General features: G+C 44.3%; 15 protein-coding genes. 13 read left to right on the forward strand and 2 right to left on the reverse strand.

Annotation, left to right across the window (positions count from 1 at the left end):
- The first annotated feature begins 56 nt into the window (after positions 1–56).
- The 8 genes from garR (at position 57) to MKY24_RS08640 (ending at position 10,827) form a co-directional block, all read left to right on the forward strand.
- Positions 57–950 (forward strand): 2-hydroxy-3-oxopropionate reductase, encoded by an 894-nt coding sequence (gene garR / locus MKY24_RS08605; RefSeq protein WP_071558949.1) that lies wholly within the window; start codon positions 57–59, stop codon positions 948–950.
- 41 nt (positions 951–991) lie between these two features.
- Positions 992–2,437, forward strand: a complete 1,446-nt coding sequence (locus MKY24_RS08610) for a four-carbon acid sugar kinase family protein (protein WP_339201776.1) — start codon at positions 992–994, stop codon at positions 2,435–2,437.
- A gap of 53 nt (positions 2,438–2,490) precedes the next feature.
- A complete protein-coding gene (locus MKY24_RS08615; protein ID WP_339201778.1) occupies positions 2,491–3,849 on the forward strand; it encodes a GntP family permease in 1,359 nt (452 codons plus the stop codon).
- Between the two features lie 223 nt (positions 3,850–4,072).
- A complete protein-coding gene (locus MKY24_RS08620; RefSeq protein ID WP_028542871.1) occupies positions 4,073–4,930 on the forward strand; it encodes a PRD domain-containing protein in 858 nt (285 codons plus the stop codon).
- Positions 4,931–5,114: 184 nt separating this feature from the next.
- Complete coding sequence (locus tag MKY24_RS08625; protein ID WP_339201779.1) at positions 5,115–6,995, forward strand: beta-glucoside-specific PTS transporter subunit IIABC; 1,881 nt, start codon at positions 5,115–5,117, stop codon at positions 6,993–6,995.
- Positions 6,996–7,071: 76 nt separating this feature from the next.
- Positions 7,072–8,481: a glycoside hydrolase family 1 protein gene (locus tag MKY24_RS08630; RefSeq protein WP_254347963.1), complete on the forward strand. Its 1,410-nt coding sequence runs from the start codon at positions 7,072–7,074 to the stop codon at positions 8,479–8,481.
- 180 nt (positions 8,482–8,661) lie between these two features.
- A complete protein-coding gene (locus MKY24_RS08635) occupies positions 8,662–9,564 on the forward strand; it encodes a LysR family transcriptional regulator (protein ID WP_023987954.1) in 903 nt (300 codons plus the stop codon).
- A gap of 123 nt (positions 9,565–9,687) precedes the next feature.
- On the forward strand, positions 9,688–10,827 hold the full coding sequence (locus MKY24_RS08640) for a 5-methyltetrahydropteroyltriglutamate--homocysteine S-methyltransferase (protein ID WP_339201782.1): 1,140 nt from the start codon (positions 9,688–9,690) through the stop codon (positions 10,825–10,827).
- A 795-nt stretch (positions 10,828–11,622) separates the two neighbouring features.
- On the opposite strand, the gene MKY24_RS08645 is transcribed toward MKY24_RS08640, so the two are convergent.
- On the reverse strand, positions 11,623–11,961 hold the full coding sequence (locus tag MKY24_RS08645; RefSeq protein WP_023987960.1) for a helix-turn-helix transcriptional regulator: 339 nt from the start codon (positions 11,959–11,961) through the stop codon (positions 11,623–11,625).
- Positions 11,962–12,357: 396 nt separating this feature from the next.
- Here MKY24_RS08645 and MKY24_RS08650 point away from each other — a divergent pair, with 396 nt between their 5' ends.
- The 3 genes from MKY24_RS08650 (at position 12,358) to MKY24_RS08660 (ending at position 13,454) form a co-directional block, all read left to right on the forward strand.
- Entirely contained in the window at positions 12,358–12,585 is a 228-nt protein-coding gene (locus tag MKY24_RS08650) for a hypothetical protein (RefSeq protein WP_339201783.1), read from the forward strand.
- Positions 12,586–12,685: 100 nt separating this feature from the next.
- Entirely contained in the window at positions 12,686–12,784 is a 99-nt protein-coding gene (locus MKY24_RS08655) for a hypothetical protein (protein ID WP_014599622.1), read from the forward strand.
- A 220-nt stretch (positions 12,785–13,004) separates the two neighbouring features.
- Entirely contained in the window at positions 13,005–13,454 is a 450-nt protein-coding gene (locus MKY24_RS08660) for a DUF6386 family protein (RefSeq protein WP_023987962.1), read from the forward strand.
- A 134-nt stretch (positions 13,455–13,588) separates the two neighbouring features.
- On the opposite strand, the gene MKY24_RS08665 is transcribed toward MKY24_RS08660, so the two are convergent.
- Positions 13,589–14,719: a phosphodiester glycosidase family protein gene (locus MKY24_RS08665; protein WP_279831288.1), complete on the reverse strand. Its 1,131-nt coding sequence runs from the start codon at positions 14,717–14,719 to the stop codon at positions 13,589–13,591.
- Between the two features lie 132 nt (positions 14,720–14,851).
- Here MKY24_RS08665 and MKY24_RS08670 point away from each other — a divergent pair, with 132 nt between their 5' ends.
- Together MKY24_RS08670 and MKY24_RS08675 are read left to right on the forward strand one after the other, a co-directional pair.
- Entirely contained in the window at positions 14,852–15,322 is a 471-nt protein-coding gene (locus MKY24_RS08670) for a hypothetical protein (RefSeq protein WP_053325130.1), read from the forward strand.
- Between the two features lie 54 nt (positions 15,323–15,376).
- Positions 15,377–16,690, forward strand: a complete 1,314-nt coding sequence (locus tag MKY24_RS08675; protein ID WP_339201785.1) for a hypothetical protein — start codon at positions 15,377–15,379, stop codon at positions 16,688–16,690.
- The last annotated feature ends 155 nt before the right edge of the window (positions 16,691–16,845 follow it).

The raw sequence follows: 16,845 nt of genomic DNA on the forward strand, positions 1-16,845 counted from the left end.
TTATCTAAAAATCCTGAATAGGAAATCGAATTCGAAAAGCTATGGAGGGAATTTACATGACAAAGAAAATTGGATTTATTGGATTAGGTATTATGGGTCGTCCGATGTCGTTAAATCTTTTGAAAGCGGATTATGAGCTGACCGTATTTGATATTAATCAGGAAACCGTCACTGCTTTGGTTGCGTCAGGCGCACATGCAGCGGCATCCCCGAAGGAAGTTGCAGAGCGCAGTGAAATCATTTTTACGATGTTGCCGAATTCCAATCATGTGAAAGAAGTCATTTTGGGCGAGAACGGGATTTTAAAAGGGGCTAGTATTGGAAGCGTTATCGTAGATATGAGCTCGATTTCTCCAGTCGTCTCCAAAGAGCTGTCGGTGAAAGCCGTTGAGGCTGGTCTGCACATGCTGGATGCCCCTGTCAGTGGTGGCGAACCGAAAGCAATTGATGGGACATTGGCGATTATGGTTGGTGGCAAAGAATCAGTGTTTGAGCATGTCTTGGATGTTCTGCATGTGCTGGGTCAGGATGTCACCTTGGTTGGTGATAATGGCTGCGGCACAACGGCAAAGCTGGCTAACCAGATCATGGTGAACCTGAATATCGCGGCCATGTCTGAAGCGCTTGTATTTGCAGCCAAGGCGGGAATTAATATTGAAAAAATGGTGCAAGCGATTCGCGGTGGATTGGCAGGCAGTGCGGTACTGGATGCTAAAGTTCCTCTGATCTTGCAACGGAATTTTGTAGCTGGGGGTCGGATTGATATTAACCTCAAGGACATCACGAACGTTATGGAAACCGCGCATGACATCGGTGTACCGTTGCCACTTAGTAGCCAACTGCTGGAAATATTCCACGCACTCAAAGTGGATGGTAAAGCGGCGGATGATCACGGCGGAATCGTGCAATATTTTGAAAAACTCGCAGGCGTACAGGTAAAAGCAGAGTAGTAGAGCATGCTAATCAAGAATTTGAATAAGGTGGAGATCACATGAATGTAAATGCAGGATATACTTCGTTGTTAGCTCTTCAAGCAGAATTGCCTCCTGAATGGGACAGCAAAGGATTGCGTCAGGAAATTCGCCGGATTAATGACGCCAGAGGACGGAAAATTATCGTATTAGACGATGATCCGACTGGGGTACAAACCGTTCATGATATTGATGTTTTGACGCAGTGGGATGAAGCATTGCTTCGTGAAGCATTCGACTCACCGGAAACGCTTTTTTATATCCTGACCAATACACGCGGACTTGATGCGCAAACCGCAGAACGGATTAACCGCGAGATTGCTCGCAACGTACAGGCTGTCGCCACCGAAAAGGGCAAATCATTTACCTTTGTCAGCCGTAGTGATTCCATGTTGCGTGGGTATTACCCGCTGGAAACGGACGTACTGGCAGAAGAAGGATCGCGTCAAAGTGGACGGAGCTACGACGGTCATCTGATCATTCCAGCCTTTTTCGAAGCTGGACGAGTAACCGGAGGCAACACCCACTATATGGTGGAGGATGATACGCTAATCCCCGTACATGAGTCGGAGTTTGCCAAGGATAAGGTATTTGGCTATGAAAACGGCGATTTAACCGCTTGGGTAGAAGAAAAGACAGAAGGTCGTATTCAAGCCTCGGTATGTCTTGTCATTTCACTGGAACAGATTCGCAAGGGACCAGACGCTGTGCAAGAAGTATTGCTACAAGCGAAGGATAACGTACCAATCATCGTCAACGTGCTTTCGTATGCGGATATGGATGTAGTATCACTGGGGCTGCTGAAAGCAGAAGAGCAAGGGAAAATGTTTATTTTCCGCACAGCTGCTTCTTTTGTGAAATCGTATGCCGGGATATCTGACCAGGAATATTTGCCAAAGGAACGACTGATTGCAAGTGGACAGGAAGGTCACGGTGGTATTGTAGTCGTCGGTTCCTATGTTCAAAAAACAACAAAACAGCTGGAGCAGTTACTTACGTACCCGGAAATTGTGGGTCTTGAAATTGATGTGGAACGGGTGTTGGATTCTGAGGGCTACACACAGGAATTAAGCCGTGTTATCGCAGAAGCCAATACACAACTGGCTGCGGGCAACAATGTGGTGGTATACAGTAGCCGCAAACTCATTGCGGTAGATAATAAAGCTGATAATTTCAAAATTAGTCAAACGGTATCCGGTGCACTGGTCGAAATCGTACAGTCGCTTGAGACGGTGCCTAAGTTTATCATCGCCAAAGGCGGCATTACTTCCAGTGATGTGGCAACCAAAGGTTTTGCTATCCGAAAAGCACGTGTACTCGGCCAGGTTGCGGCAGGCATCCCTGTGTGGCTGACCGGAAACGAAGCCAAATTCAGCGGCATTCCGTATATTGTGTTCCCTGGTAATGTGGGCGGAGAACGAACATTGCTGGAAACCGTAGAGAAAATTGAAAACGAGCAGGGTTAACCCCTGTTTTTCAACAAACTTAGAGAGCGCTTACTTAATGAGGGGGTTATAACATGTATTCCGTATTCGGACTCAGTCATGATGCAAGTTTGTTATTATATGCACTTATTTCTATTATTGGACTGATTCTGCTGATCGCTAAAGTCAAAATGAACCCATTTGTCGCGCTCATCGTCGGTGCTGTGTTCATGGGTCTAATTGCAGGTATGCCGCTGAAAAGTATTGTGACAGCTTATCAAGAAGGTGTGGCCAGTGTGCTCGGTTTTATCGCCATTGTTCTTGGTCTGGGTACGATGCTGGGTAAGCTGATGGCTGAGTCTGGTGGTGCGGAGCAGATTGCCAAGACCATGGTGCGGGTGTTCGGTGAGAAAAATGTCCATTGGGCCATGATGGTGGTCGCTGTCATTTGTGGTATCCCGGTATTCATTCAGGTAGGTATCGTACTGTTGTTCCCGCTCGTATTCGTTATTGCCAAGCATACCGGAACTTCGCTCATTAAAATCGGGATTTCTCTTGTAGCTGGATTGGCGGTTGTGCATAGTCTTATCCCTCCGCATCCGGCAGCGATGCTGGCAGTAGGTATTTTTAACGCGAATATTGGTAAAACGATCTTCCTTGCGCTTATCGTAGCATTGCCGTCCGCAGCGATTGCGGGTCCGATCTACGGAAGCTGGATTTCCAAGCGTATCAAGCTGGAGACTTCGAGTGAATTGATGGAACAATTTACAGAAACGAAAGAAAGAGAATTGCCGGGCTTTGGTATTACACTCTTCACCATTATGCTGCCCGTTATTTTGATGCTGCTGGCGACGATTGTCGATCTGATTTTGCCAGAAGCCAACGTCTTCAGACAGGTCATTGATTTCATCGGCAGTCCGATTATTGCGTTGCTGATTGCTTTGCTGTTCTCGCTTTACTCTTTTGGTTATGCACGCAACTTCGATAGCAAGCAGCTATTGAAGTTTACGAACGATTGCCTGGGTCCGGTTGCTTCTATCATCCTGCTGATCGGTGCAGGCGGTGGTTTCAACAAGATTCTGACTGCCAGCGGTGTAGGAGATGCGATTGCAGGTTTTGCCCAGCATGCACATTTGTCTCCGCTTGTATTGGCCTTTGTGATTGCAGGTCTTATCCGGGCCGCCGTTGGTTCCGCCACGGTAGCCATGACGACGGCGGCAGGTATTGTCGCTCCGATTGCAGTCACGATGCCGGGGGTGAGCCCGGAGCTACTGGTGTTGGCTACCGGAGCAGGCTCGATCATTTTGTCCCACGTGAATGACTCCGGCTTCTGGATTGTTAAAGAATACATGAACCTGTCCGTACCTCAAACCCTGAAAACGTGGACAGTCATGGAAACCATTCTCGGGTTCAGTGCTTTTGGCATCGTGATGATACTCAGTATTTTTATCTAATTTGTTCATAAACGATCTTTCCAGAAGGCTTTTCAACATGTTTGTATTGTTATTCTGCATTGAAAGCGGTATAGTAAGGGTAATTGAATGAGGGGTGAAGTGCCCTTCGGGATTGTTACTGGTAAGCAGGCGATACCCAAATAATGACTAATTGATTTAGTCGTTATTTGGTTTTTTTTGTTATTACAAACTTTGTCATTACATCAATGAGGTGAGCAGATAAATGATCATCCGGCAAATTTTTAACAACAATGTCATCCGAGTCGAAAATCAGGTGGGTCATGAATTTGTTGTCATAGGGAATGGCCTGGGCTTTAAAAAGAAAAATGGCCAGAGGGTCGATGAGGAAAAAATAGAAAAAACCTTTGTATTAAAGTCTGATAAAATTCCACAAAAATTAATAGATCTTATTGGGGAAACATCTGTAGAGTATTTAAAGGTGGCGGATGAAATTGTAGGCGGCGCAAAAAAGGAAATGGGAGATATTTTTAGTGATAACATCTATATTTCTCTGATTGACCATATTCAATTTGCCATCTCTCGATACAGAAAATCCGTGGGACTTAAAAATTCACTCTTATGGCAAATTAAAAAATTTTACAAAAAAGAATTTATGATCGGAATGAATGCTTTGGACATTATCCATGCTCAATTTGGCATCCAAATGGATGAGCATGAAGCCAGCTTTATTGCTATGCATTTTGTAAATGCAAGACAAGACGGTCAGGGAATGAAACAAACGGTTGAGATTACCGAGGTCATTGATGACATTTTCAACATTGTAACCGATTACTATCAGATTACACTGGATGAAACTTCGTTCAATTATTCCCGGTTTATTACTCATTTGCAGTACTTTGCCCAACGATTGCTGAGCAATGAACAAGAACAACTAGCTTCAGGGGATAATTTCTTGTATGACCAAGTCAAAGATAAATACGAGAGGGCTTTTCAATGCACCCAATTAATCAATCAATATTTGGAATTAAAGCATGAAAGTGCTATGTCGATTGACGAAAAAGTGTATTTGACGATTCATATACAGCGTGTAACCTCCAGAAACGATATGGCTACTTCTTAGAAAAAAAAGCTTGCAAACGATTTCTAAGTGATTTATAGTAGGCTCACAACTTAAATATAAGGATTGTTACTGGTTAAGCAGGCGATACCTAAATGAATGGCAGTGATCATGTTCTTTGATCATACAGGCCTTTCGTTTAGGTATTTTTTTGTTTTCAGGCAATCTGCCCAAGAGGAGAATGAACATGGACCATAAGAAAATGGGCGAAGACATCGTACGTCTCGTTGGAGGAGAAGAAAATATCAATGGGCTTGTCCATTGTGCTACACGACTCCGATTTGACCTGAAGGATTCACGAAAAGCCGAAAGAGAAGCGCTTGAGAAGCACGAGGGGATCATTACAGTTGTTGAAAGCGGAGGACAATTTCAAGTTGTTATTGGCAGCCATGTTGCCTATGTATATGCGGAGATCATGAAAAACAGGATTTTTGAATCGAATTCCTCTACAGCCAGTGAATCTAGTGGTAAAAAAACATCGGTCATATCCACAATCTTTGAAGTCATTTCCGGCAGTTTCTCCCCGTTGATTCCGGCGATGGCGGGCTCGGGAATGATAAAAGCACTCCTGACGGTTTTGACCTTGCTGGGATGGATGTCTGCAACAAGTGATACTTATATGATCCTGTCTGCTGCAGGGAATGCTGTGTTTTACTTTTTGCCGATTTTGCTTGGGATCACGCTTGGTATAAAGCTGAAGGCGAATCCTTATGTAGCTGGTGTGATCGGTGCGGCTCTCATGGAACCCAACTTTACGGGGCTGATGGACAAAGGCTCTGATGTATCGTTTTTAGGAATACCAGTGGTCATGATGAACTACTCCGCCAGTGTTTTCCCGATTTTCATATCCATTAGCATATATGCGTTGGTGGATAAGTTTTTGAAGAAGATCATTCTTAAGGATTTACAACTATTTTTAGTTCCGATGCTGGCTTTGATGATTATGGTTCCGCTATCTGCGATGGCTTTCGGACCTTTCGGTACAGGGGTAGGAGATTGGATTTCTTCAGGTGTGACATGGTTAATCGGTGTAAGTGGAATTTTGTCAGGGATTGTTCTTGGCGGTTTTATGACCTTTATGGTCGTCTTCGGACTTCACTGGGGTTTTACACCCATTACGATTCAAAATATCGGTGTTGGCGGTGATCCGATTGAGGCGATGGCTGCAGCAGCTGTATTTGCTCAAATTGGTGTCGCATTTGGTATCTTCCTGAAGGCGAGAAAAGATAAAACACTTAGAACTCTTGCCGGTTCCACGAGTATTACAGGATTGCTGGCTGGTGTGACAGAGCCGATTGTGTATGGTCTGGTGCTTCGTTATAAACGTGTCATTCCGATTGTCATTATCGCAGGCGCTCTAGGCGGAGCTATCAATGGACATTTTGGAGTGAAAATGACGGCTTATGTTTTTCACAACATTTTTGCAATTCCAGTATATACGCCAACCTTAATTTATGTTATCGCCATTGCATGTTCATTTATAGCTGCAACGATGCTGATCCTTATTTTTGGATATGAAAGCAAGGTAAAGGGGGAGGCCCCAGAAACAGTTGAATCCGTGAAAACAGCAGAACCAGAGCCTGTTGTTACAGCAACCAAGGCCGTTGATATCAAGAAAGAAACAATCTACAGCCCGATCACAGGCAGGACCACACCACTGAGTCAAGTGAATGATTCTGCATTTTCTACAGGGGCTATGGGAAAAGGGTTAGCCATTGAACCGTCTGTCGGCGAGGTTGTAGCGCCAATAGATGGAGTCGTAACCTCGCTGTTCCCCACAGGACATGCCATAGGATTGACTTCCAGTGCAGGTACAGAGATATTAATTCATATCGGAATTAACACCGTTTCGCTGAAAGGGAAGCATTTTAATCCAGTGGTTAAAGAGGGCGACAGCGTGAAACAGGGCGATTTGTTAATCCAATTTGACAGGGAGCAGATTATTGAAGCAGGATACGAAATCGTGACGCCTGTCATTGTCACACTTACGCAACATAAAGTGGACGTATTTGAGACAAATCAGGAGCAGATTCAAAAAAATGAAGTATTGTTAACTTTGGTTGTGTGATACTGGCAAGCATCATCATCACATATATGAATTGCGAACATCAGAAGGATATAACTATAACTGGAGGGACTAGATCATGAAACATAATCAATTGAAGGCATTTCCTGAAAATTTTTTCTGGGGAGCTTCCACTTCCGCTTATCAAGTAGAGGGTGCATGGGACGAAGATGGAAAAGGACCTTCTGTCATTGACATGGCTAATCACGTCGAAGGGGTCACTGATTTTAAGGTAACCAGTGATCATTACCATATGTTCAAAGAAGACGTAGCTCTGATGGCTGAAATGGGCTTTAAAGCATATCGTTTCTCTATTGCTTGGACACGTATTTATCCCCAGGGCGCAGGTGAAGTTAATCAGAAGGGAATCGCGTTTTACAGCTCATTAATTGATGAACTAATTAAATACGGGATTGAACCGATTGTTACTATGTATCATTTTGATCTGCCTTATGCTCTTGAAAAACAAGGCGGTTGGTCGAAGAGGGAGACGATTGATGCCTTCGAACAGTATGCCAAAACATTGTTTGAGAACTTTGGAGACAGGGTGAAATATTGGTTAACCATTAATGAGCAGAACATGCTGATTCTCCATCCCGGTTCTATTGGCACATTAGATACAAGTCTCGAAAATCCACAAAGGGTACTGTATCAACAAAATCATCATATGTTAGTCGCGCAGGCGAAAGCAATGGTATTGTGCCATGAAATGCTACCTGACGCGAAAATTGGACCTGCGCCGAATATCGGGGTTATCTATCCAGCCAGTTCCAAGCCGGAAGATACACTGGCGGCTGATAACTATGCAGCGATTCGCAACTGGCTCTATCTGGATATGGCTGTATTTGGCCGTTACAATCACATTGCGTGGAGCTATTTGGTCGAGAAAGGCTATGAGCCTGTCATTGAAGAAGGGGATATGGACATTTTAGCGAAGGGGAACCCGGACTTTATCGCATTTAATTATTATACCTCTCAAACCGTAGGAGAAAGTTTAGATGACGGAAATGATTTTTCACATACAGGAGATCAGCATGAAATTGTGGGTGAACCCGGAGCATATCGAGGTTCCGTCAACCCCAACCTGCAAACGACGGAGTTTGGTTGGGAGATTGATCCGGTCGGTTTTAGAACCACATTACGCCAAATTTATTCTCGCTACCACTTGCCTTTAATCGTGACAGAGAACGGCTTGGGCGCTTTTGACAAGCTTGAAGAAGGGGATGTAGTGAATGATCCTTACCGCATTGACTTTTTCAAGAAACATATCGAGCAGATTCAACTGGCTATTACAGACGGTGTAGAAGTATTCGGCTTCTGTCCGTGGTCTGCGATTGATCTTGTTAGTACCCATCAGGGCTCCAGCAAGCGTTACGGGTTTATCTATGTGGATCGTGAGGAGTTTGATCTCAAGGATCTGCGTCGTATTCGTAAACAAAGCTTCTATTGGTATCAAAAGCTGATCTCCACAAACGGTGAAATTCGTTAATTAAAGTATCATAACTAGAGCACCTCCTTGAAATGGAAGATTTCCATTTAGGGAGGTGTTTATATTTTTTAAACCTTAGGGGGAGAGGCTGATTTCATTTAAGCAACAACTATCCCTTTTCCAGAAGTGTGATTATGTATTATATAATAGAAGAAACACAAACGGAAAGGACATTATGCATTGACCTTACAACAATTAAAATATGTCATTGAGGTTGCCAATCGTGGCTCCATGAATGAGGCGGCGAAGCGGTTGTTCATTTCCCAGCCCAGTCTGTCGAACGCGATTCGTGATTTGGAGGAAGAAATTCATATCACCATTTTTGAGCGTACCAATAAGGGGATTTCTTTGTCCAAGGAAGGCGTGGAATTCCTCGGTTATGCACGCCAGGTCGTTGAGCAGGCGGAGTTACTGGAAAGTCGCTATCTGGATGCCAAGCCTTCACCACAGCATTTTGCTGTGTCCACGCAGCATTACGCATTTGCTGTAAATGCATTCGTAAATCTGGTAAATCAATATGGTCAAGAAGAGTATGAATTGGCTTTACGAGAGACCAAAACCCATGAAATCATACAGGATGTCAAAAGCCTGCGCAGTGAGATTGGAATCCTGTATCTGAACGAATTTAACGCCAAGGTCATTAACAAGCTGCTAAAAGATGCGAATCTGCAATTCAATAGCCTGTTTACGGCCAAGCCGCATATTTTTATCAGTGCCAATAATCCGCTCTCCCGACAGTCTATCGTGACCATTGATCAGCTTCATCCGTATCCGTATTTGTCCTTTGAACAAGGGGAGTACAATTCCTTTCACTTTTCCGAGGAGATTCTCAGTACGTTATCGCATCCCAAAAGCATTCGTGTCCATGACCGGGCGACCCTTTTTAATTTGCTCATTGGCTTGAACGGCTATACGATTTCTACCGGGGTGATCAGTGCGGATCTGAACGGTAACGACATTATTTCCGTCCCTCTGGAATGTGATGAGTCTATTAATGTGGGATGGATTTGCCATAAAAACGCTGCGCTCTCCAAGCTGGCTACCGTCTATGTAGAAGCGTTGCATGAGGCGATAGGGGAATAAAAGGTTGGGTATAGCCTTAGGCTATAACTAGCTATAGTTTATTGGAGTTACCTTATAACTGAAAATGTATGTTATCTTTCTTACAAGAACTTCACTACAGAAGCGAAAAAGGAGATAACCCTAATGAGCAGCATCCTTGACAATGCATCCCAACGTAAAGTGACCCCTTTTAGACATGATATGGTCGGAAGCTTTTTGCGCCCGCAAGCGATTAAAGACGCCAGAATTCAATTTCAAAATAATGAAATCTCTGCGGACGAGCTGAGAAAGATTGAAGATAACGAAATTATCAAGCTAGTGGAAAAGCAAAAATCCCTAGGACTTCAAGCCGTGACGGACGGTGAATTCAGACGCTCCTGGTGGCATCTTGATTTTATGTGGGGTCTGGACGGCGTGGAAAAGGTACAGCTTTCGAACGGCTACCAATTCCAAGGTGTGGAAACAAGAGCGGAAACCGCACGCTTGTCCGGTAAAATCGGACATTCCCGTCATCCTTTCATTGAAGATTTCAAATTCCTGAAGCAAGTAGCAGGTGAGGATGCGATCGCGCGCCAAACGATCCCGGCACCTGCGCAATTTCTGGCTGAGCTGTTGCGTGGCGAAAATAAAGAAACAACCGACACGTATTACAGCAATCTGGATGAACTGGTGACGGATATCGCCAAAGCTTACAAATTCGTGATTCAAGCGTTGTACAATGAGGGTTGCCGCAGCTTACAGCTGGATGATTGCACATGGGGTATGCTCTGTGATAAAAACTATTGGGAAGCTAGACAGCATGCGGGTGAGAATGTGGAAGATACCAAAAAGCTGTTCGCTCGCGTGAATCAGGAAACGGTGAATGATCTCCCAGCCGATTTGGTCGTTACGACCCACGTATGCCGTGGTAACTACCATTCCACCTGGGCATCCTCTGGCGGCTATGAGCCTGTAGCCGAAACTCTGTTCGGCATCGACAACATCGACGGCTACTATCTCGAATTCGATACCGACCGTGCAGGTGATTTCACACCGCTTAAGCATCTGAAAGATCAAAAGCAGGTCGTACTGGGCCTCGTTTCCTCCAAAACAGGTGAACTGGAAGACAAGCAGACGGTCATTAATCGTATTAAGGAAGCGACTCAATTCGTCGACATCAACCACATCTGCCTCAGCCCACAATGCGGTTTTGCTTCGACAGAAGAGGGCAATATTCTGACAGAAGAGCAGCAGTGGAAAAAGCTTGCTTTCATTAAAGAGATTGCAGACGAGATTTGGAAGTAAGGGTTATAGGGTAATTAAAAGGTTCTATTAGTTAAAGATATTTTATTAAAAAACACGTCATATATTGACGTGTTTTTTAATATTTACAAGATTAGGTGGGAGTATTCTTTTGATTGAATTCCATAACATAAACAATATGGTCATATGGTTTCGCTAAACAGATGGCGGGAAAATCTAAAAAAGTATAATTTCTGAATATCCTAAAAAAGGCTAAGACTCTTTTATGTTTGCCCGGTCAAACGAGGGAAGTTGTTACTGGCAACGTAGGGGATAGAACAATTTATTATTACGCTGAGAGCGTATCAAGAAATCTTGTGTGGTCAGGTAGTTTCCCGATACATGTTCCTAATTATAATTTCAGTGGATGTTGGATCTGGAATATTAATGGTAATTTATGTAATAATTGCAGAAGAGTTGGTTTTAAAACACTTAACATCCAACGCGGTTTCGTGATTTTTACAGTCAACCTTATTACAAATAGTGCTCAAAGAAAAACGAAGCTAAAAAATGTTCGTATGGTATTGCCCACAAAAAGGGTAAAAAGAAAATCTAAATTGAATGACCGCAAGAAACTACCTAGAAGCCAATAATTTCATAGTCACGGGGAATCCTTTGTAATTTCGTATTCGATTCAGTTCGCGCTTTTATATAAGAAACTTGAAATTAAGTTAATAGTGGATATATATATGTTATTTTAATTTTCGATAGGGTATTGAACTTACGTAAAACAATAGTGCAATAGGAACTGCCTTATTAACTAAAGGTGGCTCCTTTATTTTTGCAAAAAAATCTTTTTTAATTTGTAATTTCCCTTATCACATTCCTCGCCAAACGTACTTTCTCTGGACTCGACTTTTTGAGCATCGTAATAATTTCTATAATATCTTCATCAGACTCCACAATTTTGGGGTCCTCGCTTACATATGAAAACAACTGAACTAAGTTTACGTCTAGTGCTTTTGCAATTTTAGCTACATTTATCAAAGAAACATTCTTTTCTCCACGTTCGATCTGTCCAATGTATGTAAAATGAAATCCACCTTTTTCCCCAAGAGCTTCTTGTGAGAGGCCTTTTTCTTTGCGTAACACTCTTATTCTAGCCCCAACTAGCTTTAGTACTTCTTTGTCCTGCATTTATCTACACCCCTTCATACTAAAAAGTGTAGTCAAGATTTTCTTGGGTAAACATGAGATTAAGAATCGTATATTCAGCATGTATTATATCTATAAGTATTATTTTAGAGTATAATAAGAATATTCTTAAAATTCTCTGGAGGAATAGATATGAAAGAAGCTCCTTCTACCTTTATTCCAAGTCCCACTCAACTGTCCAGACCCTCACAACACCTACATAATTCAATAACGGATTTTCACACTCTATCCCAATACCACATGAAACTAGCCCAAATCCTGTACAAGCACAATCAACTCCAATGCTGCATAATCCTATGTGACTGGGCGTTAACCTCCATGTTAAAAGCTATATATATGAAAGAAAACAACAGCCTTTTCCCTCCCGGATTCCTGTCCATGACTGACCTGCTGCACTTATTACATACCGAAACCAACCCGGGATTGGATGTTGTTGTATTTATAGGTACCACTCAATTTCTTTCATCCCAGTCAGAAACCCCGCTCCTTCAAAAAATGAAGTACAAGGATGTGAGCAGGTTACTGCGAAGAACGGACGACATTCTCTGCCAGTTGTCATCCCGAGTGATTAGCGATCCATCCGCGACGTATCAGTCCATTTTCTGAATAGCCCTTCCATGGCAAATAAACTTGCCAATTCGCCCTGTCGTAATCCGCTTTTCTTCATACGATAAGAGTAAGCTTTAACGCAAGGAGGGATTCAGACATGGGTGAAGTAGGTTACGGTGGAGCATGGACATCCACAGGAGCGATTTTGGTATTGTTCATTTTGTTGGTGATTATTACTAAGTCTTTTCTGATCTAACAGCAGGTTAGATCGCTTAAATCCACAAATCGGCCTTCTTTCACGACATCGTGAGGGAGGGCTTTTTTATGCAGAATGGGTGTTAGCCCAACATGTTGTCTGGCCCTGCAAGCATTGTTATACTTTACATACAGGGAGATTTTCCCTCAAGTATATGGCAATACGGATAGCGTAAGACGTGGGAAAACAGAAATTGGCTGACCAAAATCAGGAGGATCGGATGATGAATATGGCAAGCAGTCCATTTCAATTTACGACAGACACGGCGACTCTCTGCCTATTTGATACGCAAGCACTTAAGCATCGTTTGGACGATGATCCGGATTGGTGGTCCATCGAAGAGGACGAGCTGGGCGAGTTGAATGCGGGAAATGTAGCTTTTTTGAATCTGGGAGCCGACGGGACCTATGAGGTTGTGATGACAGATCATATTGACAAGCCTGCTGTACGACTGTTTTTGAAGGTTCCCTCAGGTAACCTATTTATTGGAGCAGGGGAGGAAGCCACAAGTGGTGGACTGGAGCCTGAATGTGTATGGGGAGGGACGTTCCTTTCTGTGCAACCCGGACTTTATGAATGCTTGGCGAGCAGAGAAGACAATCGTATTTATCTTTCTTTAAAAAAAGGAAGCGAAGGCACCAATAGCTTTACGGGTCTGATTCGATTGTAGGTTGCAGGATCAACCCGTAATGGCCCATACAAGCCACCTGAACAGGTGGAAGCAGGAACAACCGGAACCGGGGGAAAATGGAAAAAGGGATATCCCCACGGCTTACACATCCGTGAAGACAGCCCTTTATCCGTCTATTGATACTTTACAATAATGGCATTGCTGATTTGGCGGCCGGGTGTGGTGAGGTAGGAGCCGTTGTAATACAGCCCGCTGGAAGCACCGCCGTCCAGATTCATGGCCTGATAAGCTCCGGCCTGTTTCATCATTTGGGCGAGCTGCGGTATAGTCGCTCCGCTTGTGGTCAGGAGGATCAGCTTATGATCCCGACTCATTCCTATTGCGCTGCGGGCGCCGCCGCCTGTTAATATTTTTGGGTCCTTGAAGCCTTCGGCTTTGACATTTAGGGAAACCTGTCCATTTGTGACCAGACGAGGCCCAGCTTGCAGGGCACCTTCGACGTTACCTTGGCTTAACCGTTGTTCAAAGGCAGAACCTGACACCAGTTCAGCTAAATGGTTCGCATCGTAGGTGAAGACCGTCCGTTGGTCGCCGGAGCTTTTTTTCAACATCTTTCCGTGACTGACCAGGTAGCCGTAAGGCGTTTTGTAGGAGCTTTTGGTATAGGCGTCAAAGAATGTACCATTTATGGCTACAACCGCTTGATTACGTTTGGCGAGACTGCTTAAGTCTTCCACTTTGCCGATAGTATTGCCTGCCAGAGCCACATCCAGGCTTACCTTGGGATGGAGCATAGAGATGGTGACCACCTTAGCGGAAAAGGTACGAGATCCGACCTTGAAGCTTTTATGAGCCGTCGTAATGGGTGTAGTATTTCCGGGTAGCTTACCGGTAAGTACCGGAAGCGTGACGGACGTTGTACCCTGCTTAATGCGTACAGCTGAGGTTTCCTTTTGCCATGAGACTTGCAGGTTTAGATATTGGCTGATGAACTGCAAGGGTACATAGGTCGAACCATTATCGGTAAAAGGAGCATTTTGCAAACGGACCGTTTGATCGTTCACTTTGGCAGTAGATTTTCCGGCAAATAGGGTAATCCGAGTATTGCCTTGCGCAATTTCTATTTTTTTGTCCGCTGCCGTCATGTTGAGTGTGATCCCTTCATAGCTGTTCAGGAGACGAAGCGGGATGAAGGAGTGGTTACTCTGGTCCACATAGACCAGCATAGGTGCTGGGGCAGCAGCGTAGATCGGGGATACAAGTAATAGCAAGGACAGGATAACAAGTGCGGTGATTCTTTTCATGAATAGATCAATCTCCTTATGTAGTCTTGACACTTTACGAGGTGCTTGTAATTATATCGGGTTTTATAAGTTGTAAATGTATGTTATGCGAATTTTGAGTGTTTAGCTGATATAGGAAGCGGGAGGTTGGAGATGAGCAGGTATGAGACAAGACTTGAGGATTACCGTCGCAGAGAGCGCCCGTCTTATCGTGTATTTGAAGGATTACAGGAATTGGTGCGTAGCGTGGGGCAACTGCATAATAACTGGTTATATGTGAATGTGGATCAATGGGATCAGGACCCTGTTTACACACCGATTTATTATTGGGATGAGCATTGGCTAGAGGAATGTGCAGAGGAGGGTACAGCCGTAACCAACGAACAGGACGAGTATATTCCCAAGTGGGTGCCGGATCGTCAGGTTCAAACCTGGTTTGAGTTGGCGACCTTCGAAAGTATTGTAGAAGTCCTTAAGGCTGCTGGACAGCCAGTGACGCTTCAGATGGTGATTATGGCGGTAAAATACTATGACAAACGAGATGCCTATCTGGACTATGAAGAGGTGAAGGCAGTGACAGACCTGTGGTCTGTGCTGACAAAGGTGAGAAACCACCTTACATAATGAACAAAGCCTGTAGAACAAACAGGGCATACATACACTGGATGGGGGAAGCAAATGAGTTGGTTGAATCATGAAATGGCAGCAAAGTGGCGACAGGAAGGAAAAAGGTATGCCGCAGATGTGAATGAATTTATCAGAGTCGGCATGGAAAGTGAATGGCAGCAGGAGCAATCAGAGCCAAAGCAGGACGAACGCCCCAAGATGGCTAAAGATATTTTTCGTATGATTCAGGAGGCAAATCAGGCTGGTGAAATGGAGCAGTTACGTCGAGAAATTCCAGCCGCGTCTTGGCCGCTTACACCAGCGTTCGAGGAGGCTTTGCAAGCCGTTAGGCCGATAGCTTTTGTGAATGGAGCCAATGAAATCATTGTACATGCGGGCAATCCTCGGGAACGTGGGACGATCTATGTGACGGGAAAAGATGGAATCTTGCAAATCCCCGGACTGCATCGAGTAGGCTGTTCGCCGGACGGGACTTATTTTGCGTTGGTGGATGGACAGGGGATTCGTATTGTTCGTCAACCGGACCGAAATCTGCAAGGAGAAGAGACAGCACATTTTCAGTGGAAGGATATACAAGGACGCTTAAAAGCATCCATTCCTGGTCTGGAGTGCTTGGGAGATGAGGAGCATCCTGAAGATATATTAGATGAAGTGATCCCGTTTGGCGATGGACAGCGACTTCTGCTGGTTTGCGGTTACGGTGTTTATTTGCTGGGTGTTGATCAGGTGGATTTGATCCATCCCAAGGCGTCTGAACGAAGAGAACTAGAGCTGGAAGACACGATTGTGGATATGGCTCATGGAGCTGTGTCGAGGGATGGACGCTGGATCGCTTACGGCAGCCAGATGAGTGAGCATATGCTTATGGATCTGTCCGATAAGACGGTGCATACATTGGAGCCAAGTTCTAGTTATCCGCATTATGCCCTATTTTCCAAAGATGATCTGGACGTCTGGTACAATGCCTGTCATTTCTATAACGGTGCCACCATTCAAGTATCGATTGCTGAGGTGGAGCAGGGTCTTGCTCAGAATAAGGAAGAATGGCCGATAATCAATGAAGAAATGCGAGTATACGCCGCAACAGCGCTGACACAAGGATCTATTTTGGGTGATGCCTACGGTTATCTCCGTCTGATTGACAGGAAGGGTCGTGAACTTTGGCGCTATTTTGTCGGCAGTACGATATCCGGGCTGGCAGTTACACCTGATGAAGGTATGTTGGCGGTTGGAACGTATGGAGGTATGCTTCATTTGATTGATTTGCAGAGCGGCACGAAGGACGAATATAGCATTGGCACCGCACCAATTCACGAGACAGCGCGTTGGGTGATCTGGCGGAACTATGAGCCATTGCGCTGGTAATACTAATATTCCGCAAATGGTGATAAAAGCAAGTTCTGATAAGCTGAACTTAAAAAGTGTAGTAACACATGATTACAATGCTATTTTCAGATAGAGGGCATTTGGCATTAACCCATGATGCAAAATGTGAATAGAGAGGAAAGAGGTGTGAGGAC

Origin of the sequence: Paenibacillus sp. FSL P2-0322, from assembly GCF_037975315.1 — a bacterium.
Taxonomy (GTDB): Bacteria; Bacillota; Bacilli; order Paenibacillales; family Paenibacillaceae; genus Paenibacillus; species Paenibacillus polymyxa_B.

What these genes read in the sequence shown, in the direction of transcription:
- MKY24_RS08665 (WP_279831288.1), bottom strand. Translation starts at nt 14,719, where the DNA reads ATGAAAAGAATCACCGCACTTGTTATCCTGTCCTTGCTATTACTTGTA.
- MKY24_RS08620 (WP_028542871.1), top strand. Translation starts at nt 4,073, where the DNA reads ATGATCATCCGGCAAATTTTTAACAACAATGTCATCCGAGTCGAAAAT.
- MKY24_RS08625 (WP_339201779.1), top strand. Translation starts at nt 5,115, where the DNA reads ATGGACCATAAGAAAATGGGCGAAGACATCGTACGTCTCGTTGGAGGA.
- MKY24_RS08650 (WP_339201783.1), top strand. Translation starts at nt 12,358, where the DNA reads ATGACTGACCTGCTGCACTTATTACATACCGAAACCAACCCGGGATTG.
- garR (WP_071558949.1), top strand. Translation starts at nt 57, where the DNA reads ATGACAAAGAAAATTGGATTTATTGGATTAGGTATTATGGGTCGTCCG.
- MKY24_RS08655 (WP_014599622.1), top strand. Translation starts at nt 12,686, where the DNA reads ATGGGTGAAGTAGGTTACGGTGGAGCATGGACATCCACAGGAGCGATT.
- MKY24_RS08640 (WP_339201782.1), top strand. Translation starts at nt 9,688, where the DNA reads ATGAGCAGCATCCTTGACAATGCATCCCAACGTAAAGTGACCCCTTTT.
- MKY24_RS08645 (WP_023987960.1), bottom strand. Translation starts at nt 11,961, where the DNA reads ATGCAGGACAAAGAAGTACTAAAGCTAGTTGGGGCTAGAATAAGAGTG.
- MKY24_RS08660 (WP_023987962.1), top strand. Translation starts at nt 13,005, where the DNA reads ATGATGAATATGGCAAGCAGTCCATTTCAATTTACGACAGACACGGCG.
- MKY24_RS08615 (WP_339201778.1), top strand. Translation starts at nt 2,491, where the DNA reads ATGTATTCCGTATTCGGACTCAGTCATGATGCAAGTTTGTTATTATAT.
- MKY24_RS08630 (WP_254347963.1), top strand. Translation starts at nt 7,072, where the DNA reads ATGAAACATAATCAATTGAAGGCATTTCCTGAAAATTTTTTCTGGGGA.
- MKY24_RS08670 (WP_053325130.1), top strand. Translation starts at nt 14,852, where the DNA reads ATGAGCAGGTATGAGACAAGACTTGAGGATTACCGTCGCAGAGAGCGC.
- MKY24_RS08610 (WP_339201776.1), top strand. Translation starts at nt 992, where the DNA reads ATGAATGTAAATGCAGGATATACTTCGTTGTTAGCTCTTCAAGCAGAA.
- MKY24_RS08675 (WP_339201785.1), top strand. Translation starts at nt 15,377, where the DNA reads ATGAGTTGGTTGAATCATGAAATGGCAGCAAAGTGGCGACAGGAAGGA.